Origin of the sequence: Streptomyces sp. NBC_00286 (genome assembly GCF_036173125.1) — a bacterium.
In the GTDB taxonomy this organism is placed as follows: domain Bacteria; phylum Actinomycetota; class Actinomycetes; order Streptomycetales; family Streptomycetaceae; genus Streptomyces.
Window position 1 is genome coordinate 8260880 of the sequence record NZ_CP108054.1, and the last position, 23331, is coordinate 8284210.

General features: G+C 69.8%; 20 protein-coding genes. 5 read left to right on the forward strand and 15 right to left on the reverse strand.

The window, feature by feature from the left end:
* Window positions 1-22: 22 nt before the first annotated feature.
* The 5 genes from OHT21_RS37390 to OHT21_RS37410 all read right to left on the reverse strand — a co-directional run bounded on the left by OHT21_RS37390 (window position 23) and on the right by OHT21_RS37410 (window position 5138).
* Window positions 23-1027 carry a glycosyltransferase family 2 protein gene (locus OHT21_RS37390; RefSeq protein ID WP_328772695.1) on the reverse strand — a complete coding sequence of 335 codons (1005 nt, stop codon included), beginning with the start codon at window positions 1025-1027 and terminating at the stop codon, window positions 23-25.
* Entirely contained in the window at window positions 1024-1845 is an 822-nt protein-coding gene (locus tag OHT21_RS37395) for a glycosyltransferase family 2 protein (protein ID WP_328772696.1), read from the reverse strand. Before OHT21_RS37395 ends, OHT21_RS37390 begins: the two co-directional genes overlap by 4 nt.
* Window positions 1846-2202: 357 nt before the next feature.
* Window positions 2203-3324, reverse strand: a complete 1122-nt coding sequence (locus OHT21_RS37400) for a GNAT family N-acetyltransferase (protein ID WP_328772697.1) — start codon at window positions 3322-3324, stop codon at window positions 2203-2205.
* Window position 3325: 1 nt separating this feature from the next.
* The gene (locus OHT21_RS37405) at window positions 3326-3676 is read right to left on the reverse strand and encodes a hypothetical protein (RefSeq protein WP_328772698.1); all 351 of its coding nucleotides are present in this window, start codon (window positions 3674-3676) and stop codon (window positions 3326-3328) included.
* Between the two features lie 253 nt (window positions 3677-3929).
* Window positions 3930-5138 (reverse strand): S8 family peptidase, encoded by a 1209-nt coding sequence (locus tag OHT21_RS37410; RefSeq protein ID WP_328772699.1) that lies wholly within the window; start codon window positions 5136-5138, stop codon window positions 3930-3932.
* A gap of 315 nt (window positions 5139-5453) precedes the next feature.
* Between OHT21_RS37410 and OHT21_RS37415 the strand changes: the two genes are divergently transcribed.
* Window positions 5454-6263 (forward strand): SGNH/GDSL hydrolase family protein, encoded by an 810-nt coding sequence (locus OHT21_RS37415; RefSeq protein ID WP_328772700.1) that lies wholly within the window; start codon window positions 5454-5456, stop codon window positions 6261-6263.
* A 21-nt stretch (window positions 6264-6284) separates the two neighbouring features.
* On the opposite strand, the gene OHT21_RS37420 is transcribed toward OHT21_RS37415, so the two are convergent.
* From OHT21_RS37420 to OHT21_RS37435, 4 genes are all read right to left on the reverse strand, one after another.
* Window positions 6285-7928, reverse strand: a complete 1644-nt coding sequence (locus tag OHT21_RS37420) for a serine/threonine-protein kinase (protein ID WP_328772701.1) — start codon at window positions 7926-7928, stop codon at window positions 6285-6287.
* A 44-nt stretch (window positions 7929-7972) separates the two neighbouring features.
* Window positions 7973-9724 carry a HoxN/HupN/NixA family nickel/cobalt transporter gene (locus OHT21_RS37425; RefSeq protein WP_328774370.1) on the reverse strand — a complete coding sequence of 584 codons (1752 nt, stop codon included), beginning with the start codon at window positions 9722-9724 and terminating at the stop codon, window positions 7973-7975.
* A gap of 77 nt (window positions 9725-9801) precedes the next feature.
* Complete coding sequence (locus tag OHT21_RS37430; protein ID WP_328772702.1) at window positions 9802-11289, reverse strand: tetratricopeptide repeat protein; 1488 nt, start codon at window positions 11287-11289, stop codon at window positions 9802-9804.
* 202 nt (window positions 11290-11491) lie between these two features.
* Window positions 11492-13051, reverse strand: coding sequence for a DUF4331 domain-containing protein (locus OHT21_RS37435; RefSeq protein ID WP_328772703.1), 1560 nt, complete (start codon window positions 13049-13051; stop codon window positions 11492-11494).
* Between the two features lie 259 nt (window positions 13052-13310).
* Between OHT21_RS37435 and OHT21_RS37440 the strand changes: the two genes are divergently transcribed.
* From OHT21_RS37440 to OHT21_RS37450, 3 genes are all read left to right on the forward strand, one after another.
* Complete coding sequence (locus tag OHT21_RS37440) at window positions 13311-13853, forward strand: sigma-70 family RNA polymerase sigma factor (RefSeq protein WP_328772704.1); 543 nt, start codon at window positions 13311-13313, stop codon at window positions 13851-13853.
* Window positions 13850-14665, forward strand: coding sequence for an anti-sigma factor (locus OHT21_RS37445; RefSeq protein ID WP_328772705.1), 816 nt, complete (start codon window positions 13850-13852; stop codon window positions 14663-14665). Before OHT21_RS37440 ends, OHT21_RS37445 begins: the two co-directional genes overlap by 4 nt.
* Window positions 14666-14792: 127 nt before the next feature.
* Complete coding sequence (locus OHT21_RS37450) at window positions 14793-15062, forward strand: hypothetical protein (protein WP_033324109.1); 270 nt, start codon at window positions 14793-14795, stop codon at window positions 15060-15062.
* A gap of 100 nt (window positions 15063-15162) precedes the next feature.
* Here the strand turns inward: OHT21_RS37450 and OHT21_RS37455 are convergent, their stop codons facing one another.
* Together OHT21_RS37455 and OHT21_RS37460 are read right to left on the reverse strand one after the other, a co-directional pair.
* Window positions 15163-15945, reverse strand: coding sequence for an ABC transporter permease (locus tag OHT21_RS37455; RefSeq protein ID WP_328772706.1), 783 nt, complete (start codon window positions 15943-15945; stop codon window positions 15163-15165).
* Window positions 15942-16898, reverse strand: coding sequence for an ATP-binding cassette domain-containing protein (locus OHT21_RS37460; RefSeq protein ID WP_328772707.1), 957 nt, complete (start codon window positions 16896-16898; stop codon window positions 15942-15944). Before OHT21_RS37460 ends, OHT21_RS37455 begins: the two co-directional genes overlap by 4 nt.
* A 63-nt stretch (window positions 16899-16961) precedes the next feature.
* Between OHT21_RS37460 and OHT21_RS37465 the strand changes: the two genes are divergently transcribed.
* Complete coding sequence (locus OHT21_RS37465; protein WP_328772708.1) at window positions 16962-17669, forward strand: TetR/AcrR family transcriptional regulator; 708 nt, start codon at window positions 16962-16964, stop codon at window positions 17667-17669.
* A gap of 5 nt (window positions 17670-17674) precedes the next feature.
* Here the strand turns inward: OHT21_RS37465 and OHT21_RS37470 are convergent, their stop codons facing one another.
* The 4 genes from OHT21_RS37470 to hmgA form a co-directional block, all read right to left on the reverse strand.
* Window positions 17675-18925 (reverse strand): serine hydrolase domain-containing protein, encoded by a 1251-nt coding sequence (locus tag OHT21_RS37470; RefSeq protein ID WP_328772709.1) that lies wholly within the window; start codon window positions 18923-18925, stop codon window positions 17675-17677.
* A 109-nt stretch (window positions 18926-19034) separates the two neighbouring features.
* Window positions 19035-20276, reverse strand: coding sequence for a type ISP restriction/modification enzyme (locus tag OHT21_RS37475; RefSeq protein WP_328772710.1), 1242 nt, complete (start codon window positions 20274-20276; stop codon window positions 19035-19037).
* Window positions 20277-21157: 881 nt separating this feature from the next.
* A complete protein-coding gene (locus OHT21_RS37480) occupies window positions 21158-21904 on the reverse strand; it encodes a GntR family transcriptional regulator (protein ID WP_328772711.1) in 747 nt (248 codons plus the stop codon).
* A gap of 28 nt (window positions 21905-21932) precedes the next feature.
* Window positions 21933-23249: a homogentisate 1,2-dioxygenase gene (hmgA, locus tag OHT21_RS37485; RefSeq protein ID WP_328772712.1), complete on the reverse strand. Its 1317-nt coding sequence runs from the start codon at window positions 23247-23249 to the stop codon at window positions 21933-21935.
* Window positions 23250-23331: the final 82 nt, after the last annotated feature.

The following is a 23331-nucleotide window of genomic DNA, read 5'->3' on the forward strand; positions in this document are numbered from 1 at the left end:
GTCATCACCAAGCGTGCCCTGCTCATGCTGCCGCCCCCTCGCGCCCGGGACCTTCCTCTATCTCGACCACCGAGAAAGTGGCGCCACCCCTGCGTGCCCGAACGCTGCCGAGAACGTACCCGCCCGCCGCCGTCACCACTCCGGTGACGATGGCGGCCGCCCGGCCCGCACCGCCGGGGCGGGCGAGGAGGGCGTCGCGCAGGCCGCGGGCCACTCCGGCGGGCAGCACGCGCGTGGTGTAGCGGCGCTCGGACTCCAGGCCCTTGTCGGCGCCGACGCTTCGGGCGACCAGGGCCTTCGAGAGGCCTTCCGCGTACGTACGGGTGCGGAAGTAGGCGAAGTGCTCGCGGACTTCGGGCACCCGGTGGTGGATCACCGCGCGGTCGTCGATCAGCAGGATCGCGTCCGGCTGGGCGCGGGTGAGGCGGATGCACAGCTCCGTCTCCTCACAGCCCAGCGGCCGCTTGTCGCCGTCGCGCCCGATACCGGTCGCGAAGCCGCCCGCCACGTCGAAGGCGGTGCGGCGGAACGAGGCGTTGCCGCCCAGCACGTTCCGCACCTGTACGCGCCCCGGCGGCAGCCCCTTGTAGGTACAGCCGACGACCCAGTCGAACTCCTCCGGGAACCAGGCCGGGCGCCGGCCCGACGCCCAGATCGGAAAGGTCCGCCCGCCGACGGCCATCACCCGCGGATCCGTGTACGCCTCGGCGAAGTGATGCAGCCAGTCGCGCTCGGCGACCGCGTCGTCGTCGAGGAACGCGATGACCTCACCGCGGGAGGCCGCGATGCCGGTGTTGCGGCCCGCGGACAGGCCGCGAGGGCCCGCGTTGGCGAGCACCCGCACGTGACGCGTCTCCTTGTACTCCTTCGAAAGCCGGTCCAGGAGCGCCTGGTTGTGGTCCACGACCAGCAGCGTCTCCAGGGCGGGCCGGGACTGCGCCCGCACCGAGGAGACCGCCGCGAGGATGTCCTCCCAGCGGTCCTCGGTGTAGACGCAGATCACCACCGAGATGTCGACCGTGCTCAAGACACCTCTCCTCGCGTGCTGTCCAGCGCGACCGCGTGATGTGAACGGCGGCGCAGCGAACGGCGGTTGGAGCGCTCCTTCAGGATCACCTTGAGCACGCGCAGTCCGTCCCGGACGGCCCGCAGATTGCTCGCGCCGTGAATGCGCAGATACTCGTGGCTCGGTATCTCCTGCACCTTCAGTCCGGCCTTGACCACCCGGATGTTCATCAGGGTCTCCACCTCGAAGCCGGTGCAGTCGAGGTCGATCTTGTCGAGGCAGTGCCGCCAGAACGCGTTGTAGCCGTAGCAGAGGTCGGTGTAGCGGGCGCCGAACTTGCGGTTGACGGCCGTGCACAGCGCCCAGTTGCCCAGCTTGCGGATGGGCGTCATGTCGTCCGTGCCGCCGCCGTTGGCGAACCGCGAACCCTTCGCGAAGTCCGCCCCGGACACCAGCGCGGAGACATACGACACGATCTCGTTGCCGTCGGCCGAGCCGTCCGCGTCGACCATCACGATGATGTCGCCGGTGCAGGCCGCGAAGCCGGTGATCAGGGCATCTCCCTTCCCCTTTCCGGTCTGCTTCACCACCCTGACGTCCGGCCACAGTTCGCGGGCCACTTCTACCGTGTTGTCGGTGGAATTGCCGTCGACGAGAACCACTTCGTGGATCCACGCCGGCAGTGTCTTGAAAACGTAGGGGAGATTTTCCGCCTCGTTCATGGCGGGAATCACCACACTCACCGGAGGCGTGATCGCCAGGTGAGAAGATATGGGCCGGTACTGACCGGCCGTGGACGGTTCCTGTCCCGAAACTGCCGGGTGCAGAAAAGAACTCATGAGTCTGATCCCTCTCGTCCGGTGGACCGCCCGCCCCTGGGGCAGTCCGGCTATGTGTCCGGTTCGAAAGGGGGGTTCTCACTTACGGCATGCCGGAATGTATCTCCGTACACGCCGGGTGAGCTGGCAAAGCTGGCCGGCTGGATAAGCCGGTCGCGCGGCACGCGCCCCGGAGCCACTGGTGAACAGAGCCACTTGCGGAAACCGGGCACGGCACCCCCCTACCGCGCCCCGCAGCGGAAACCATCGCGGTCCTTGAGCCCTCCCCTAGAGCCGCTTGATGATGGACCGATGCGGGATGAAGAAATATGACGTTGTTGACGATTGTGACGCTGTGGCAAGACCTGGAACGAGACCTCACATTTTCTTAGGTTTGGTCGCTACCCGACTCCTCGAACGGATCTCTCCCATCCGCTTGAGGAGTTTGTCGGCCGGCTCGAACAACTCCGGCCGCGCCAGCACCGCATTCCGCAGCGCCCGGACCGGAGCGCGTCGCGCCCGGTGCCCGAGCGCCACCGGATGGCGGCGCGTCACCAACCCTTCGGACACGAAGATTTCGCGTGTCTTCAGGGAGTCCTTGTATTCCTTCTGCCCCCGGCCCAGATCCAGATAGGCGATACCGTCGGCGGCTGCCGCCTCGGCCATCCGCAGATGCAGGACAAGCCCGGGGGAGTATTTGGAGAATGCCGGATCGTACGCCGGGAACCAGCACGCCAGTACGCGCTCGGAACGCAGCCCGAAGTGCGCGGCGATCGGCTTGTCGTCCACGTAGAGCACCGACAGGATCCCGGCGAACGACTCGGAGCGGCTGTGGAACAGCTGCCACACCAGCCGGGTGATCCACTCGTGCGCGAAGCGGTCGCTGCGTCCGGTCCTGCGGTACTGCGCCGACTTCCACGCCATCAGCGTGCGCAGCGCCTTGGGATCGCGCTCGTCGTGCACATAGCGCACCTCGCCGTGATCCCTGCCGAGCTTGCGCTCCTTGGCGAGCGTCGACTTGGTGAACTTCGGTGACCGGGTGCGCAGTTGGCTCAGATACGCCTCGTAGCCCTGGTCGACGTCCATGACCGGGGACGGGAAGCCGCCGGTGGCCGCCGGCGCGAACGGCGTCTGGCCCGCCGCCAGATGATCGAACTCCCACACCACGAGCCCGCACGCCCGCAGCAGGTCCCGCGCGTCCCAGCTGAATCCGGGCCGGTGCACCACGCCCTGACAGTCCGATACACCTAGACCTATCGCCCGGCCGACGCCGCTGGCGCCGCGCTGGAACGGAAAGAAGGCCGCGGGCTCCCCGCCCTCCCGCACGACAGCTATTCGCACGCCGCGCCGGCAACGCCCCACCGCGAGCGCGAACTCCGGTGACAGGAACGGGTTCGCCAGCTCGGGCGAGCCGTTGAGATGGGCCTTCGACTGGAAAGCCGACCACGCCACCCGATCGGCGGCCGTCAGTTCGCCGGGGCGGTACACGCTGATGTCCACGTCAGGAAGCCTGTCTCTTCACCGTACGGCCGCGCAGGCGCCGTACCAGGACCAGCAGGAGCATGAGGGAGCTGAGCGCGGCAACGACCGCGATTCCACCCTCGACCGACCACCGGTGCACCGCCAGCATGGCCTGGGCGACCAGGATGTTGACCGCTACCGCTGCGGACAAAGACGCCACGATGCGGCCGAACGGTTCCAGTCCGCGCAAACTGGCCGCAACTGCGGTTCCCGGCGCGGCGAGCAGGAAGAACAGCGTGAACGGCGCACGCAGCGGTGAGTCCGCGTCAATGAGCGCCAGCGCCGCACCGACCCCGGCGATCGCCGCGGCGGCCCCCGCGAGCAGTGGCAACAGGTCCCTCCCCGGACCCTGTCGCGACGACCCGTCTCTGCCTGCGGCAGCTGCTTCTGATGAAGATGAACCTGATGAAGATGACTTGATGCGCATGGTCTGCATTGGCGTCTTTGCCCCCCGAAGCGCCGGATGCCGGGCTTCAATGTCGCTCAGCGGGCAGTCGGACGTCAAGATGCGGAAGCGCCAAGTACGAGTTCCCCGGAGGACGGAATCCTCCGGGGAACTGGCGATCATCTGGGGTGAGTTGGGGCTACGGGACGAGCTTCAGCAGCTTGTTGGGGGAGCCGCTGCCGGGGCTGGTGACCGCGTTCGAGGTCGCGCCGGCCACCAGGGCCGAGGCCACCGACGCGGGCGAGGCCGACGTGTGGTTCGCCAGGTAGACCGCCGCGGCGCCCGCGACATGAGGGGTCGCCATGGACGTACCGGAGATGGTGTTGGTGGCGGTGTCGCTGGTGTGCCATCCCGCGGTGATCGAGACGCCTGGGGCGAAGATGTCCAGCACGGAGCCGAAGTTGGAGAAGCTGGCCCTGGCGTCCGTGTTGCTGGTGGCGCCGACGGTGATCGCCGAGGCGACGCGGGCGGGGGAGTACGAGGAGGCGTTGGCACTGGAGTTGCCGGCCGCGACCGCGTAGGTCACACCGCTCGCGATGGAGTTCGCGACGGCCGTGTCCAGCGCGGTGGAGGCGCCGCCGCCGAGCGACATGTTGGCGACCGACGGGCCGCTGGCGTTCTCGGTGACCCACTCGATGCCGGCGACGACACCCGCGGTGGTGCCGGAACCGGCGTTGTTGAGCACGCGTACCCCCACGATGTCCGCCTTCTTGGCGACGCCGTAGGTGGAGCCCGCGATGGTCGTGGCCACATGTGTGCCGTGACCGTTGCCGTCCTGTGCGGTGGTGTCGCCGTCCACGGCGTCGTAACCGTCCGCGGCCCGCCCGCTCAGCTCGCCGTGCGTGATCCGTACGCCGGTGTCGATGACGTACACGGTCACCCCGCTGCCCGCCGAGTCCGGGTAGGTGTACGTGGTCGACAGCGGCAGCGCGGACTGGTCGATGCGGTCCAGGCCCCAAGGGGCGTTGGACTGCGTGGTGTCGGCGAGCTGCACCCGCTGGTTCTGCTCGACCGAGGCCACGGAGGGATCGGCCGCGAGTCTCTTGGCCTCGGTCGCCGTGAGCGACGCCGTGTAGCCGTTGAGCGCGGTGTCGAAGGTCTTCTTCACCGTGCCGCCGTACTCGTTGATCAGTTCCTTGCCCTGGGTGGAAGCGGCCTTGAAGTCCGCGCTCTTCTTCAGCGTGACGATGTAGCTGCCCTTGATCGCGGTGGGGGAGTCCGCCGCGAGCACCCGGCCCTGGGCCGGGGCGGCCTGGGCGGGCAGCGCGGTGACCGCTGCCAGCAGGGCGGCGGTGGCGACGGTCGTGGTCGCGGCGACCCGGATCTTGTTGCTGCGCAGTCGTGCCATTACGAGGGAGTCCTCCTCTAGGCGGCGCGCGCCGGGGTGGGGGCGCACGTCTGTGGGGGGTGCGCGCGTGATCGCGCGCACAACCAGGAGCGTTGCGTTCCGCTACCGGCTGAGACACCAGCGTGATCCGAACTTCCGTACAGCTCAAGGGAGTTGAGGCTTTGTCATGTGTACGTCACGTGAAGGAAATGAGGCGCGGGGTGATGTGCGGTGTGACTCCCAGTAAGTCCGGGAAAGTATTGGCATGGACACTTCCCGTCAACTGTGTGCGGTGGTACGCAAGTTATGGCAGAGATCCTGCTAAAGGGAGGTTCCATGCGACGTTCCCGACTTATGGCATACACGACCTCATTACTCCTCGCCGTCGCTTTCGCCCTCACCGGGGCCACGGCGGCGCAGGCATCGGAACAGTCCGCGGCGACCGGCTATGTGGCCCTCGGCGACTCCTACTCCTCCGGAGTCGGCGCGGGCAGCTATATCGGCTCCAGCGGCAACTGCAAGCGCAGCACGAAGGCGTACCCGCACCTCTGGGCCGCCGCCAACTCACCCTCGTCGTTCCACTTCACGGCCTGCTCGGGCGCTCGTACGGGTGATGTCGTGGCCAACCAGCTGGGCCCGCTCGGCTCCGGCACCGGACTCGTCTCCATCACCATCGGCGGCAACGACGCCGGGTTCGCCGATGTCATGACGACCTGTGTGCTGCAGTCCGAGAGCGCCTGCGTCGCCCGCATCAACACGGCGAAGGCGTACGTCGACTCGACGCTGCCCGGCAGACTCGACTCCGTCTACTCGGCGATCAGCGCGAAGGCTCCGGCGGCCCATGTGGTCGTCCTGGGCTACCCCCGCTTCTACAAACTCAGCGGCAGCTGCGTGGCCGGCATGACCGAAGGCGAACGGTCCGCCATCAACAACGCCGCCGACTATCTGAACAGCGCCATCGCCAAGCGTGCCGCCGACCACGGCTTCACCTTCGGCGACGTCGTGCCCACCTTCACCGGGCACGAGATCTGCTCCGGCAGCTCCTGGCTGCACAGCGTCAACTGGCTGAACATCGGGGAGTCGTACCACCCGAAGGCGGCCGGACAGTCCGGCGGTTATCTGCCCGTGCTCAAGAGCGTGGCCTGACCGCCAAGTTGTGAGACGCGCCTACGGCGTAGGGGAGGCCCCGCCCGTTGTCGGGGTCTCCGTCTCACACGTCACCGAGAACGCCACCGAGTCGGACGTCGCATGTACGGGGCTACGGACCTCGACGCTCATCTCGTTCTCGTAGGTGCCGTCGGCGTTGTGCTTCGTCTCCACATGGTTGACCTGCTGGGACGTGTCACCGCCGGAGAACGACAGCGACTTCCAGCCCGGATCCGAGGGCTCCCCGCTCTGTGTCACCCAGCGGTAGTCGACCTCCGCCGGGGCGCGGCCCACCGTGATCGTCGCCGTGAACGTGGGCGCCTCCGCTCCCGGCGGCGGACAGGCGCCGCTGTACTGCGTGTTGGAGCCCGACAACGACACCTCGACGGACTGGGGAGGCGGGGAGCTCGTCTGGCCGCCGTCCGTCGAGCCGCCGTTCGTGCCACCGTCCGTGCCCGAAGTCTCGCCGGTGGTCGTACCGCCGTCGTCGCCGCCTCCGCTCGTACCGCCGTTGTCCTCGCCGCCGGTCGTGGAGCCGCCGTTGCCGGTGCCGCCCGTGGTGCCACCGGTGGTGCTGCTCTCGTCGCTCCCTCCGTTGTCATTGAGCAGGGCGTACGTCAGTCCCGCGAAGGCGAGCGCGAGGGCGACCAGGCCCGCGATCAGGACGACCGTGGCGCGCCGGGGATGGGCGGGCTCGGCGGGCTGTGCGGTGGTGGTCGTGGCGGCGGGGGTCGGGGGCGCGGTGGGAGCGGCCGGCTGGGGGTGTGGTGCGGGCCGGGTCGGCTGGGGGAGGGCCGCGACGGTCGGCGCGTAGGCGGCGGCTGTCGTACGAGGCGTGCCGCCTGCCGCGATCAGGCGCAGGTCTTCCTCGGCGGCCTCGCCCGAGAGTCGTTCGGCCGGTTCCTTGCGCAACAGGCCCTCGATGACCGGGGTCAGCGGGCCCGCACGGCGCGGCGGCGGCAGCTCCTCGTCGACGACCGCGCGCAGGGTGCTGAGCGGGGTGTCCTGGCGGAACGGCGAGTTTCCCTCGACCGCCGCGTACAGCATCACGCCCAGCGACCACAGGTCGGACTCGGGACCCGGCGTGCGCCCCAGCGCACGCTCCGGCGCCAGGAACTCCGGCGAGCCGATCACCTCGCCCGTCATGGTGAGTGCGGAGCTGCCCTCGACCATGGCGATGCCGAAGTCGGTGAGGATGATGCGGTCGTCGTTCGACATCAGTACGTTGCCGGGCTTCACGTCGCGGTGCAGTACCCCGGCCTCGTGCGCGGCGCGCAGTGCGGCCAGCACCTCGGCACCGATGTGCGCGGTGCGCTGCGGCGACAGCGGGCCCTCGGCGTCCAGGAGGTCGTAGAGAGAGATGCCGCGGACCAGCTCCATCACGATCCAGGGGCGGCCCTCTTCCATGGCCACGTCGTACACCGTCACCACGTTCCGGTGCGCCACCCGGGCCGCGGCCCAGGCCTCGCGCTCCAGGCGCGCGTACATCCGCTCCACCTCGGGAGCGGGCAGCCCGGCCGGGGCGCGTACCTCCTTGACGGCGACCTCGCGGTGCAGCACTTCGTCACGGGCGCGCCAGACGGTCCCCATGCCGCCCTCGCCCAGCGGGGACAACAGGCGGTAACGCCCCGCGATCACCCGTTCACTGCGTGCCTCTTCCGACACGGACGTCCCCCATTCGCAACCGCACCATTCTGAACAAAAGTAGCTCAACCGAGCGCGGTTGCCGCCCCTTGGAGTACCAATCCAGCCCCAAGGGCCACGACGACGAACGCGGAGCCGAGGGCGACGTTCCTGCGCACCAGCGCGGCGACCGGGCCGCCGGTCCAGCGGGGTCCGTTCTCCAGCAGACGGCTGACCCCGCTGCCCAGCTTGACCACGGCGACCCCGGCCGCCGTCAGCGTCAGGGCGAGCCCGACGCCGTACGCGAGAACGAGCAGGAACCCGAACCAGGCCTTGCCGAGCGCGGCGGCGCCCACCAGGACGACGACGGCAGAGGGGCTCGGCACCAGCCCGCCGGCGAAGCCGAGCAGGATCGTGCCGCGCACGGTGGGCGCGATCTCGTGCGTGTGGGTGAAGCCGCCGTGGGTGTGCGTGTGGGTGTGGCCGGAGTGGGAGTGCTTGCGCTTGTGGTCGTGGCCGTGCGCCTGTGCGTGATCGTGCTGGTCGGTGTGTGCGTGGTGGTGGCCGGGCGGGTGGGGTTCGGTGCGGGCGGGGGCTTCCAGGAGCGCTGAGGCTTGGCCGGGCGCGGAGGTGCGGGCTCCGCCGTCCGCCGCGTGGGCGAGGACGAGAGGGCGCTCGTGCTGTTCGGCGTGCTCGTGGGTGTCCCCGTGGTGATGGGTGTCGCCATGCGGGTGTTCGTGGTTTTCGTGATCGTGTGTGTGGCCGTGCGCATGCCCGTGATCGTGATCGTGTGTGTGGCCGTCTTCGTGCCCATGGCTGTGGTCATGGCCCGGAGCGTGCTCGTGCCGGTGGGCCCGGGCGCGCCAGGCCTTGCGTACGAGCGTCAGGCCCGCCGCCATCACCAGGGCGCCGCTCGTGATGCCCAGCCACGTCACCACAGAAGGCGCCGCAGCCGAGCCGGCCGTGACCAGCAGGCCGAGCGCGACCACGCCCAGGGTGTGGGTGACCGTCACCGACGCGGCCAGGGGGAGGACGTCGCGCATGCTGGCCCGGCCGCCGCGGGCCGCGGCCGTCGCGGCCATCAGCGTCTTGCCGTGACCGGGCGCGAGCGCGTGCATGGCGCCCAGGACCACCGCGATGACGAGGGCCAGCGCCGCGAAGCCCGTACTCAGGTCGTGCCGGGCCACCAGATCGTCCAGGGCGCGGGTGAACCGGTCGGCGCCGCGCGGAAGTATGGAGGAGGCGGGGGCGTCGGCGTTCTCCTCGGCGAGGGCGGGACCGCCGGGGCGGACCGTCATCGACGCGGTCGCCGTGTCCTCCGGGGACTGCAGCAACTCCTCGGGGTAGCTGCTCAGTTCGCGCGACACGGACTTCGTGGGAACGTCCGAGGAGGCGAGGGTCATCCGGTCGCCTCGCGCGGTGACCTCGCGCCAGCCGGGCCCGTTGTCGACGGAGGCGCGAAAGCCGAGGGAGAACTCACCCTTCGGCAGCGGCGCTGTCCAACGGCACTCCACTCGGAGCGTCTCGAGCCCGGCCTGCCCTGGCCGCACCTGTACGCGGCTCTCGCCGGCCTTCAGCGCGACCTCGCGCCCGTCCACGGTCACCCGGCTCTTCCCGGCCGCCGTCGCGCACCGCTCCCGGGCCCAACTCGCCTTGCCCGCCTCCTTGATCTGAGGCTTGGCCTGGGTCGCCGGGATCTCCGCCAGGTCCTCCACATGGTCGATCCGCAGCTTCTCGGGACCGATGACGAGCCCGTCGTACCGATTGACGGTGAAGTTGCCGAGCGGGTGCGCGGCCGCGGTCCCCGCGGGGACAAGCAGCAGAGCGAGGGTGCCCATGAGAACGGCCACGCAGGCGGCGAACCGGCGACGGGTCGGGGAGTTCTTCCGGCTCTTCAGGCCTGCGGAAGCTGTGCTCACTTGGCACCGCCCAGTTCGTTCAGGGCCGTACGGGCCGCTTTGGCGCCCACCGGGGAGAAGCCCGGGTTGAGTTCGAGTGCCGCCGACAGGTTGTCGCGGGCTTCCTTCTTGTTGCCGTTGGCGTGTTCGATCATGCCGCGGTGGTAGAGGAAGGTGGCGTCGCGGTAGCCGGTGGCCGTGGCGCGGCGGGCGTAGGGGAGGGCTTCCTCGTCGCGGCCGTTGACGTGCAGGGCCCAGGCGAGGGCGTCCGCGGTGTGCACGGTCTCGCGGCGGTCCCACTCGGCCCGCGCGGCGCGCAGGGCGGACTCGCGGTCGCCGTGGTCGGCCGCCGCGAGGGCCGTGTCGAGGTCGGCGTTGACGCCGTTCGCGCGGGCCAGCGCGGTCCACGCGTCGACCAGGGCGTACTGGTCGCGGGCCTTCGCCTTGTCGCCCTCGGCGCCCCGGGCCTCGTACAACTCGCCCAGCGCGACCAGCGGGCCGGGCAGCGGAAAGCCGGCCACGACCTCCTCCATGCCGCGGATCGCCGCCGCCTGGTCGCCGTTCGCGGCCTGGGCGCGGGCGCGGCCCTCCAGGGCCGGGAGGTAGGTGCGGTCTGCTCGCAGTGCCCGTGCGTAGTGCGTCAGGGCGGTCTCGTACTCGCCCTCGCGCCAGGCGAGTTGACCGAGCGAGGTCGCCACGTACGCCACGTCTCCGGGCGCCGTGGCACTGCTGAGCGCCTGCTCCAGGACGCGCCGCGCGGTGGGTACGTCGCCGCGCAGCTCGCGTACGTAGGCGTACCGGGTGAAGACGGGGATGCCGGGGCGCCGGGCGTCGGCTTGGTCAGAGGCCTTCAACGCCTCGTCGTAGCGGCCGAGTTCGACCAGCGCGTCGATCCGCGAGGACAACGCCCGCTCGTTGTACGGGTTCTCCTCCAGCGCGTTCTCCGCGTACCGCAGCGCCCCGGGGAAGTCGTGCCGCGCGGCGGCCAGCGCCGACCGGCCGGCGAGCGCCGGGTCGTTGTCGGGCTTCAGCTTCAGCGACCGGTCCAGCGCACGCTGTGCCTGCGGATAACGCGACGGGTCGCCGTTGGTGCGCGCCTGCTCGACGTACGCGACACCGAGCGTGGCCCACCCGCTGAAGTCCTTGGGCTGCGCCTTCAGGTGCCCCTGGAGCGCGGAAATGCTTTCGTTGAGATTCCCCCCGGCCAGCAACTCGGGCGCGGTCCCGGGCACGGAGGCCACGGCCTTCACCCCACCGTCATCCCGGGACCCGATCACGACGGCCCCCGCGGTCATCGCAACGGCGAGGGCCACAGTGCAAGCGGCCAGCCGCACCACCCGAGCCCGCCGCGACTCCGGCGCCGCCTCGGGGCGGCCCGGTGCGGAGTCCGGCGTGGGCTCCGTGGATTGGGGCGTGTCCTCGCCCTCGGTGGGCGCGGCGGCGTCCGTACGAGCCGTCTGCTGCTCGGCCTCGACGGCGCCGTCCTCGTTCTCGCGCGGGGACATGCCCTCTCCTCGATCTTCCGAAGGTGCGGTGGTACGGAGTTGAAGGCGCGGCCCGCGCCGTGGGGGAACGGTGGTTACGGGCCGCGTCAGTTTGTGGGGGACGTGTTAAGTCCGGTGCGGTAAGCGCCCCTTTAGGGGCGCGGGGAACTGCGCGACCAGCCACAACGGACCCGCAGTTCCAAACCGCCTAACCAGCGGATGCTTAGTAGTAGCCGCGGATCCGGCGTCGGCTGCGCCACCACATCAGGCCGGTGCCGATCAGCAGGAAGCCAGCCGCACCAGACACCGCCGACACGGCGATCAGCGTGGTGTCGTCCATGCCGCCGATGTTGCTGCCACTCGTACCCGTGGGCGTCAGCGCGTCACCGAGCTGGTTGCGCACATCGCCCTTGGTGGCATCCGTGCCCTTGGCCAGCGGACCGCGCGAACCCTCGGTCGGCAGAGCGACGAACGGGAAGGACTTCTCGAATTCCTTGTCGTTCTTGTTGACCGCGTCACCCAAGTCGTTCTTGGCGCCGAGCAGTTCACCCTCGACGACCTGAAGCGAGGCGTCGATCACGTCGTCCGTGAGCCGGCGCCCGTTCGGGAAGCCCGCGTTGTCGCCGTCCAGCACACCGAGCCGCTTCGGCTTCGCCGCCGGCTTGATCGACGTGTTGAGCCGCAGCATCTCCGAAGCCCGTACGTGCGGCGGCTGGTTGAGGTCGGGTACGCCCTTCAGGAAGACGTCCACGAGGTCGTTCCTGGGCTCGTCCGGCGCGGGGATCTTGTAGATCGCCTCGATGAGCTTCGGCAGCTCCGGTTCCGTCACGTTCTTCAGGAACTGGGCGTCGTCCCACGGCGCGGACGCGTTGAACGTGTCCTTGTCCTTGATCGGGTTGACGACCTCGTTCACCAGCGGGTTCCCGAGCCGCGAGACCTGCCTGAACTTCCCGTCCGCGCCCTTGCGGTTCGTCGTCGCCCAGATCCCGACGACCGGCTGCTTGGCCGACTCCTGGATGAACTCGTTCGGCAGCTGCAGGGCGATGGAGTTGACGTTGTATTCCTTGAGAGTGTCGTTGCCGACCTCCGACAGGTTCCCGCCGTACAGCAGGTCGAAGACCCGCAGGTCCGCGAAGAACGGGTCGTCCGCCTGACCTGCGAAGGTCTTGGCGTCGTACGACCCCAGCTCCTTGACCGCCTGGTCACGCAGCTTGGCGTAGTCCGGCATCGACGCCTTGCCGACGTTCGACGGCGCGACCGGCACATCGTCCGCGACGTACGTCCGCTTCACGGCCTTCTGGTCCTTCAGCTGCAGCAGCTGAAGGTCGTAGGTCTGCGTGATGTTCAGGTCGGGGTCGTCCAGGCTCTCGACCGGCCCCGTGTTGTACAGGAAGCTCTTGTCGTTCTTGACGTGCGTGTCGAACGTGTAGCGGAAGAGCAGATCGCCCTGCGCGTCGCCGTCCTTGTCGATGTGGATGTCGTACTGGGCGTCCTCGGCGAACGTGTAGAAGTTCGGTCCGCCCGCCGGCTCCTCGAAGGGGATCACGTTCGCGACGATCGTCGTGGTGTCGGGGGCGTCCGGGCTCACGAACGCGTACAGGTCCGTGTTGTCGAACTGCGGCGTCCCCGAGATCAGCGGGGCCTCCCGGTGGCTGGAGGCGCTCGCCTCCTGAGGCGCGAGCGCGGTCACGCCTGCGGCTGCTAGCGATCCGGTAGCCAGCGCACCACAGACGAGGGTCGCGAGGCCCCTGCGTCCCACGATCCTGCGGGTGTTAGGTGTCATGCCGTCCGTCCTCTTACAAGCTGCGTTCCGGCGGTGATGGCGAGGGACGACGGACGGGCCCTGTCCGTTCGGCCTTGCGCTCTTGCCGCGTGTTTTCTTGCCTGACACACGCCATTCGGCGCCGTCGGGCGGGCGGATTGGTTTGAGTTTCACTCGAGTTTTTCGACGAGTTGATCTGCGGACCCATCCGAACGGGCGTCGGCGCCGAATGCTTGACTGTCGGCACAGGCCGACACGCGGCCGGGAGAGGGGGTTACGGGTGCAGGCGGACGAACTTCTGGTGCTCGTGGCCAAAGGCGACCAGAAGGCTTTCGAGGATCTGTACGGACTGGTGTCCGGACCGGTCTTCGGTCTGGTGCGCCGCGTGGTGAGGGACCCGGCCCAGTCGGAGGAGGTCGCCCAAGAAGTGCTGCTCGAACTCTGGCGCTCCGCCGCCCGCTACGACCCCGGCCGAGGCAGTGCGCTGTCCTGGGTCCTGACCCTCGCGCACCGCCGCGCCGTCGACCGGGTGCGCAGCGCCCGCGCGGCCGGCGAACGCGAGATGCGCGAGGCCCAGCGCGCCAACGGGCCCGCCTTCGACCAGGTCGCCGAGGAGGTCGAGGCAGGCCTCGAACGCGAATGGGTACGCCGCTGCCTGGACACGCTCACCACACTGCAACGCCAGTCCGTCACCCTCGCCTACTACGACGGCTACACGTACCGTGAAGTGGCCGAGCGCCTCTCATTACCGCTCGGCACGGTCAAGACGCGCATGCGCGACGGACTCACACGGTTGCGCGAATGCCTGGGAGGTGCCGTATGACCGTCCTCTTCAGGCGCGGCGAACTACATTCGCTGGCCGCCCCGTACGCCCTCGACGCCCTGGATCCCCGCGAACAGCAGCGTTTCGAGAAGCACTTGAAGCGCTGCGACAGCTGCGCCGCCGAGGTGCGCCTGCTGCGCGAGGACGCGGTCCGCCTCGCGTGGAACACGGCCGCCCCGCCGCCGGCCGCGATGCGCGACCGGGTCCTCATGGCCGTACGGACGACACCCCAGGAGGCCGCTCCGGGGCAGACCGCCCAGGGTCCGCAGCCGCATCAGCGGGCCAGACAGCAGCCGCTGCCCGGGATGCGTGCCGTACGGCCGCGTCCCTCGCGGCTGCACGGCCTGCTGTCCCCGCTCGCCGCCACCACGGCCGCTGCGGCGCTCGTCGTCGCGGCGCTGTTCGGCGTCCAGGCGTCCCGCACCCAGGACCAGCTCGACCAGGAGCGGACCCAGGCACGTGAGATCGCCAACATTCTCGCGGCCCCTGATGCCGCCGCGAGTGCCGGACGCATCTCAGGCGGACAGAGCATCAATGTCGTCGCGTCCGCCTCGGCGCGCGCCGCCGTGGTCACCCCAGCGGGCCTCGGCAACCCGACGAACGGAAGGGTTCACCAACTGTGGCTCATGCGACCAGAGGTCCAACCGCGCTCCCTGGGCCTGTTCGAGGGCGACACGCCCTTGCTCGCCACGGATTTGAATCCCGACGCGACCTCACTCGCTGTCACCGTCGAGCCACAGGGCGGCTCTCCACAGCCCACATCTGCACCAGTTGTCCAACTCGCCCTGAAATCAGTCGGATTCGGAGAGTAATCGTCAGAGTAATCGTCAACGGCCTTACGGGGAAGGTGAATCCTGCGCCCGGGATACACGAGTGTCATGAGGGAGCGATAGGGTTAACCTGCCCGGGCCGGGTGCCCTCGTATGGGTGGGGAGTGACATGGAACAGATAACAGTGCGTGGCAGGGCGCGAGTCCCTGCGATCACCTGCGGGAGCAGCGCGACGAGTTCGCGCCTCGACCGTCATCTCTCGGTGCTGGGTGGCCCCGCCATCCCGCAGGGAGAGACGACCGAGGCGACCTCGCTGATGCGTGAGCTGACCGCACGCGACCACACGCAGGAGCGCAACAGCAGGCGCGCACGAGTGCGGCGGGTCTCGCTCTTCGCCCCCCTGCGCCGACTGCGCCGTTCCCTGTTCGGCGGCCGCTGACCAGCGCCCCCGGTCACTGACCGGCAGCCGAACCCGGACACCTTCGCACCCGCTTCCCACCCGCGGTGCGAAGGTTTCACACGTTCACAGGAGTTGACGCTCAGCGTCCGCCGGTCGCGTACCGGCGGACGGCGAGCGGCAGGAACACCGCGATCAGTGCCGCGCACCAGGCCAGCGATCCCGCCACCGGATGCGCCACGGGCCAGGCGGCACCCTCCGGCACCGGCGCATTGCCGAACAGATCCCGCACCGCCGTCGTCACCGCGCTGATCGGGTTCCACTCGGCCATCGTGCGCAGCCAGCCCGGCAGATTGTCCGTCGGAATGTACGCATTCGACAGCAGCGGCAGGATGAAGGTCGCCCCACCCAACTGCCCCGCCGCCTCCTCGCTCTGGGACAAGAGCCCGAGCAGAATCCCGATCCACGCCATGGCGAACCGGAACAGCAGCAGCAACGCGACGGCCGCCACGGCCTCCAGCGCCGACCCCTCAACGCGCCAGCCCACCGCGAGCCCGACCAGCAACAGGGGCACCATGCCCGCGGCGGTCAGCACCAGATCGGACGCCGCCTGACCCAGCGGCACCGCGGCCCGGCTCATCGGCAGCGTACGGAAACGGTCCATCACGCCCCGGTGCGAGTCCTGGGCCGCCTGGAACATCCCCGTCATGATCCCGTTCGCCGCGGTCGCCACCAGCAGCCCCGGCACCAGGAACGAGCGGTACTCGGCGCCCGGCATGGCGAGCGCGCTGCCGAAGACATAGCCGAAGAACAACAGCATCGTGATCGGCATCGTCTGAGTGAGGATCAGCAGCCCGGGATTGTGCCGGACCCGCTGAAGCTGCCGGCCGAGCATGGCCGTGGTGTCGTACGCGAGGGCACTCATGCCACGAAGTCCTTACGGTCGGTCGGGCGGTCGGTCAGACGCAGGAACACGTCGTCGAGGCTCGGCGGACGCAGACTCGCGTCGAGCAACGGCACGGCCGCGGCGTCCAGTTCGCGTACGAGACGGGGAAGCGTGAGCGTCGGATCGGTGGTGACGGCGCCGACGGCGTGCCGCTCACGATCGAAGTGCGGTTCGGCGCCGGTGAGTTGATCGAGTACGACCGCCGCCGCGGCCATCGCGTCCGCGTGCGCGACGACGACTTCCGCGTACGAGCCGATGAGCGCCTTGAGCGCGGCGGGTGAACCGGTGTGGGCGACCCTGCCCTCGTCCACCAGGGCGATGTCGTCGGCCAGTTGATCGGCTTCCTCCAGATACTGCGTGGTCAGCAGCACCGTCGTACCGTCCGCGGCGAGGTCGCGTACCGCCTGCCAGATCTGGTTGCGGCTGGCCGGGTCGAGTCCGGTCGTCGGCTCGTCCAGAAACAGCACCTCGGGCCGCGTGATGAGGCTCGCGGCCAGGTCGAGGCGGCGCCGCATGCCGCCGGAGTACGTGGACGTGGGGCGGTCCGCGGCTTCGGCGAGCTCGAAGCGGTCGAGGAGTTCGTCGGCGCGGGCCTGCGCCTTCGGGACGCGGCGCAGCTTCGCGAAGAGCCGCAGGTTCTCCCGCCCCGTGAGGTCGCCGTCGACCGAGGCGTACTGGCCCGTCACGCCGATGGCGCGGCGGACCGCGTCCGGCTCCCGTACGAGGTCGTGGCCCGCGATCCGCGCGGACCCCGCGTCGGGCCGTAGCAGCGTCGTCAGGACCCGTACGGCCGTGGTCTTGCCTGCGCCGTTCGGCCCGAGCATCCCGCAGACCGTGCCGCCGGCGACGGCGAGGTCCAGCCCACGCAGGGCGTGGACCTCCCCGAAGCCCTTCTCGAGCCCTTCACTAAGTACAGCGTACGTAGAAGTCATGGCTCGACCATAGCGCACTACGTACGGTGTACGTAACTAGGATGGTCACGAGGTGATCGACAGATGGCAGCACGAGGGGCCGAACCCGAGGTGATCTGGGCCCGACCCGAGCGCACGGGACGCGGTCCGCGGCCCGCGTACAGCCGCGCCGACATCGCGGCCGCCGCGGTGCGGATCGCGGACGAACGAGGACTCGACGCCGTCTCGATGCGCCATGTGGCGGCCGAACTGGGCTGCGGCACGATGTCGCTCTACAACTACGTGCCGCGCAAGGAGGACCTGTACGAGCTGATGGTCGACGCCGTCGCCGCCGAGCACGAGCTGTGGGAGCCGTCGGGCGACTGGCGCGCCGACATGCTCCGGGTCGCCCGGCAGGCCCGCGCGCTCATGCTCCGCCACACGTGGCTGCCGGCGCTGATGTCCCCGGTGTACGGGTTCAGCCCGAACGCCCTGCGCTATCTCGAGCACTGCCTGGTCTGCCTGGACCCCTTCGAGGGGACGTACGGCACGAAGTTCGAGTTGATCGCGATGATCAACGGCGTGGTGACGACGTACGTGACGACCGAGCTCGCCACCGCCGAGCGGACGCGCTCACTGCCGTGGTCGGAGGTCCAGGAGAACGCGGTGCGCGGCCGCTACCTCGGGGGGCAGGTGGCGAGCGGGGCGTATCCGCGGCTGGCGGCGGCGTTTGCGGAGGACTCCGGGCCCATTGACATGGAGGCGGTGTTCGAACGGGCGTTGGGGCGGGTGCTGGACGGATTTGCGCGCTAGCACGACTACCGTCGGCGTGTGTCCGGACGCTGCGGCGCCTCGCCCAGGACGGTGGAGAACAGCGCGTCGCGGAGCGCCACCTCACGCGGGTCGTCCCACAAGTGGAAGCCGCACCGGTTCATGGCGTAGGCGAATCCGACACCGGTGTCCGGGTCGGCGAAGGCGAACGATCCGCCCAGCCCCATCGTGCCGAACGCCGTGCCCGCGGAGGAGCCGAAGCGGAATCGGGGAAAGGGCTTCATGTAACCGAGGGAGTACTGGGTGTCGACGCGCAGCACCTGGTCCCGCGGCCCTTCGGAAGGAGGCCGGGCGGCTCGGGTGAGGGCCTCCACGGTGGCCGGGTCCAGGCCGAGGGCCTTGCCTCCGGTCGCGGCATCGCCGTACAGCTTGGCGATCGCACGCACCTCGCCGATGCCGTTGACGGCGGGTATCTCCAGGGCGCGCACGTCCGGGCGGTTGAAGGCCTCGACCTTGCCCAGCTCCCGGGGATTGCTGAACGCCCGGGCGGAGAGGCTGCGCGGGTTGCTGAACGCCAGCACGAACGGCAACGGCATCTCGCCCATGTGCAGGAGCATCTCGACACCGGCGAAGCCGTGGATGTGCGCGATCAGCTCCGGATCCACCGTCGAGGGCAAGCCGATGTGGAACTTGGCGTCGAGCGGGGCGGCGATCTCCTCGGCGAAATAACGGCCCAGGCTGCGGCCTCGGGGGTCCACCCGGCGGATCAGTTCGCTCTCGTAGTAGCCCAGCGACTGGCCGTGGTAGCCGTGTCGCGTCCCCGGTGTCCACGCCGGGCGCTGCTCGGCCAGTGCCGCGGACAACACGTGCGGATCCGCCAGGTCCGCCAGCTTCAGCGGCCGGTCGATGACTGGCAACCCGCCTTGGTGCGACAGCAGTTGGCGCACGGTGACGTCACTCTTGCCGGCCTCGGCGAACTCGGGCCAGTAGGCGGCAACCCGTTCGTCGTAGCTCAGCAGTCCGCGGGCGTGGGCGACTGCGACCGCCAGTGACGCGATCCCCTTGGTGGTGGAGAACACCGGCACCAGCGTGTCCTCGTGCCACGGCTCTCGTGTCAGGCCATTGCGGTAACCACCCCAGAGGTCAACGACCTTGACCCCGTCCCGGTAGACGGCACACGCGGCACCAACCTCTTTGCCATCGGCGAAGTTGCGCCGGAACGCGTCCGCGACGGCACCGTAACCCTCCTCCACGGCGCCGCGGACAAGGGCCATCGGTACATCGATCTTTAACACCATGCGACGACGATAGAGCGTGCTCCCGACGGGCTGACATCGAGGCCGACGGCCCCGTGCCGACCGCACCCACGTCACGGCCTCGCACCGATCAGCAATCGCCGACCGAGTGTCAGATCAGCGCGAACTGGCCCTCCGGGCCTTCCTCGTGGTGGTCGAGTACGGAGGCGGGCTTTCGGGCCGCGTCCGGTACCGGGAGTACGCCCGCCTTGCGTAGCTCGCTCGCCGTGACGGGTGCGTCCATGGCCAACTCGGCCTGCTGAGGACGGAGTTCCGCCAGTAGGGCCAACACCGTGATCAGCTCCAGCAGTTCGGATGTCCACGTCTGGGGCCACGTGGTGGGGCGGATCGCTTCCAATGTGCCGGGCTCCGGGGGAGTGGTCCGGGCCGTGAACCACTGGTCCAGGACCCGTACTCCGCCCACCTCGAAGTCCCAGGCAGCGGGCGGTACGGGGGAGATGCGGCCCTCGTCGAGGTGGAGGGTCTCCTCGTCGCGGTCGTAGTGGAGTTCGAGGATGGGGGTCCCCCCGCTCGAGCGAAGCCGAGAGTGGGGGAGGGCGGGGAGCGGGGCGCGGACGTACGGGCGGCGGCCGCCGGGGAGTTTGGGACGGTCGCCGTCGCGGCGCATCAGCCAGAGCATGCGGTGGCCCAACTCGGTGCCGTACGCCCAGAGTTCGGGGTTGGCGGTGAGCGGGACGGTGCAACCGTCCGGGCCCGGGCGCGCCACCGCCACCGTCCAGGCGAGGACGTCGAGCGGGGCGGGGGTGTGGCCCAGGCGTTTGGCCAGGTGGTCTACGAGGCCGGGGGCGAGGTTCGGTTCGAGGCCGCCGGGGCGGCGGTAGAGGGGGTGGATGCGGCCGGGGCGGGCTGCGGGGGCGTTCTTCGTCTGGCGCGGCTGCGGCGGGAGTACGGGGAGCACCGGCGCGACGAGCAGTGCGGGGCTGTCCGGCGCGGGCGGCTGCTCGACGGCGAACACCTGCTGGTCGTCCGCCACTCGCCACAGTTCTGGGCGGGCCGCGTCGATCAACCTGTGGTCCGGGATCAGCCACTGCTCGTCGAAGGGGCCCAGCAGCACGCGTACGGGCTCCGCGCTGGGGCCCGATGCGCGGACCAGTCGGCCCGTTCCGCTGGACTGGCCCGGCAGTTGGGCCACTGCCGAGTGCAGGTTTCGTGCGCGCGTGACGCCGAACAGGGCCTCCCTGTGGGGGCCTTCGGCCTTCACGAACGTGTCCCAGCGGGCTTTCAGGGACGCCGCGTCGGGGGCCGTCGGCCACGCCCGGCCCAGCCGCGGCGGTGCGACGGACCACGGCATGAGGTCCGCGAGCAGCGGGGCGTCGTGCGTCACGCTGGGCATGGTACGACGACACTCCGTTGCTTGTCGGGGGCGCCTGCCCCGGGGGCGGGTTCGGTGCATGGGCGACGGCGGGTCCGTCGTGGCGGTTCTTTTCCCCAGCCCCGCCCCTTCCCGAAACTGGGGGCTGCGCCCCCAGGCCCCCCTGCCTCCGGCGGGGTGGGGCGCCTCCGGCGGGTGGGTGGGTGCCTACCGGGGTGGGGGTGACAGTCGTGTCGCGGGTGCGGGTGCGTTGTGGCTGGTCGCGCAGTTCCCCGCGCCCCTGAAGGGGCGCCCCTGGAGCCGTCCGCTATCAGGCTCACCAGCCATCACCCTCACCAGCCACCACGCACCCGCCCCCTACTACTCGCAGCTTCTCGCCGGCGGGAGGGGACGTGGGCCGGTGCGTCGTATGCCCGTCGCTTAGCTTCGGTCTGGGCACTGCTGCGCCCTGTGGAAGCAAGGGGTCGTATGCCCTGTTGGCGACGGGCTGACGCACCGGCCCGCGGCCCCGCACCCACCAACCACCCAAGGGGCGCGGGGAACTGCGCGACCAGCCACGCTCAACCCGCAGCCGCCCAACCGCCGGAGGCACCCCGCACGGCTGCGCGACCAGCCACGCTCAACCCGCAGCCGCCCAACCGCCGGAGGCACCCCGCACGGCTGCGCGACCAGCCACACTCAACCCGCAGCCGCCCAACCGCCGGAGGCACCCCGCACGGCTGCGCGACCAGCCACACTCAACCCGCAGCCGCCCAACCGCCGGAGGCACCCCGCACGGCTGCGCGACCAGCCACGCTCAACCCGCAGCCGCCCAACCGCCGGAGGCACCCCGCACGGCTGCGCGACCAGCCACAACGAACCGTCAGTCGACAACGAACCCAACCGCACAACCAGCGGAGCGCCTACGCCTCAAGCGTCACCGTGAACGAAAACCGATCCCCCCGGTAATGGATCACCGCCACATCCAGCACCCGACCGTCGTCACCACACGCAACCCCCGTGTACCGCAGAATCGGGCTGAGCAACGGCACCTCAAGCAGCCGTGACGTCTCCGGATCGGCCAGCCGAGCCTCCACCGTGTCGGTGATGCGGCTGATCCGCATGCCGACCACGTCCCGCAGTACCTTCGTCATCGGCCAGCGGATGAGATCGTCCAGATCGATACGCTCAGCCAGCTCCGGCCGGACATAGTTCCGCGCGTGATTCGTGGGCTCGCCCGTCTTCTCGTCACTCCGCAGCCGGTGATACGTCGCCACCTCGGCCAACTCGGGGAAGTATTCCGCGAGTTCGGCCGACATCGGCGCCACGCCGTGATCGAGCAGCTCCGTCGTCATACCCGACTGCTGCGCCACGATCGCGTCCACCGAGCCCAGCAACCGCACCGGCGCCCCCCGTTGCGCGCTCGGCTCGATGAACGTGCCGCGTCGGCGATGGCGGGTGATCAGGCCCTCGTCCTCCAGTTCCTTGAGCGCCTGGCGCATGGTCAGGACGCTCACCCCGTAGTGTCCCGCCAGCTGTTCCTCGGTGGGCAGGCGCAGCGGGTCCTCCGGTGACCGGCCGAGTATCGAGGCGCGCAGGGACTGCGACACCTGATACCAGAGCGGCAGCTTGCGGTTCAGGACGATCGAGTCCGGGGCGAATGAGGTCACGAAGGTATCCGTACCGGTCAACCGGCGTTCAGTGCAACGGGCCGAAGTGACGCTCGAGGCCCTGCCATACATCGTCGTACGCCCGTTGCAGGTGTTCCGCCCGTGCCGCCTGCGCCGTGAGCGTCACCGGCCAGCGCGTTTCGAACATGAAGGCCAGGCCGTCGTCGACCTTCTGCGGACGCAGCTCCGCGGCGCTCGCCCGGTCGAAGGTCTCCCGGTCGGGCCCGTGCGCCGACATCATGTTGTGCAGCGAACCCCCGCCTGGAACAAAGCCTTCCGCCTTCGCGTCGTACGCACCCTCGATGAGCCCCATGTACTCGCTCATCACATTCCGGTGGAAGTACGGCGGCCGGAACGTGTCCTCACCCACCAGCCAACGCGGCGCGAAGACGACGAAGTCGACGCCCGCGAGCCCCGGAGTGTCCGTCGGCGAGGTCAGCACCGTGAAGATCGACGGGTCCGGGTGGTCGTACGAGATCGTGCCGAGCACATTGAATCGGCGCAGGTCGTAGACGTACGGCAGATGGCTGCCGTGCCAGGCGACGACGTCCAGCGGAGAGTGGTCGTACGTCGCGGTCCACAGGTTCCCGCAGAACTTGTTCACCACCTCCACCGGGCCCTCGACGTCCTCACACGCGGCGACCGGCGCCTGGAAGTCGCGCGCGGCGGCAAGCCCGTTGGCGCCGATCGGCCCGAGTTCGGGGAGCTGGAAGGGCGCCCCGTAGTTCTCGCACACGTAGCCACGTACAGACTCATCGAGCAGCTCCACACGGAACCGCACGCCGCGAGGAATCAGCGCGACATGCCCTGGCTCCGCGTGCAGCAGCCCGAACTCGGTGCGCAGCAGCAGCCCGCCGTGCTCCGGCACGATCAGCAGCTCGCCGTCGGCGTCGCTGAACACCCGCTCCATCGAGGAGTTGGCGTGATACAGGTGCACGGCCATACCGGTGCGCTGCGTGGCGTCGCCGTTGCCGCCGAGGGTCCATAGGCCCCGTACGAAATCCGTGCCCGGCTCGGGCTCCGGGAGGGGGTTCCAGCGCAGCCGGTTCGGGTCGGGCGCCGTCTCGGTGAAGGGTGCCGTGCGGAGGGTGCCGTTGTCGGTACGGGCGAAGGCCGGGTGGGCGGCGGAGGGGCGGATCCGGTAGAGCCATGAGCGGCGGTTCTGCGCCCTCGGCTCCGTGAACGCCGAACCGCTCAGCTGCTCCGCGTACAGCCCGAGCGGTGCGCGCTGCGGCGAGTTGCGGCCGATCGGCAGCGCGCCCGGCACCGCCTCCGAACTGTGCTCATTGCCGAAGCCCGAGAGGTACGTCAATGCCTCGGCGGTCTTCCGCGCATCCCCGTTCATGGTCGCTCCCTCGCGCCTGATCCCTGAACCCTGAACCCAGATCTGATTCCTATGTAACACCGTAGGATTCAGGAATTCCGTC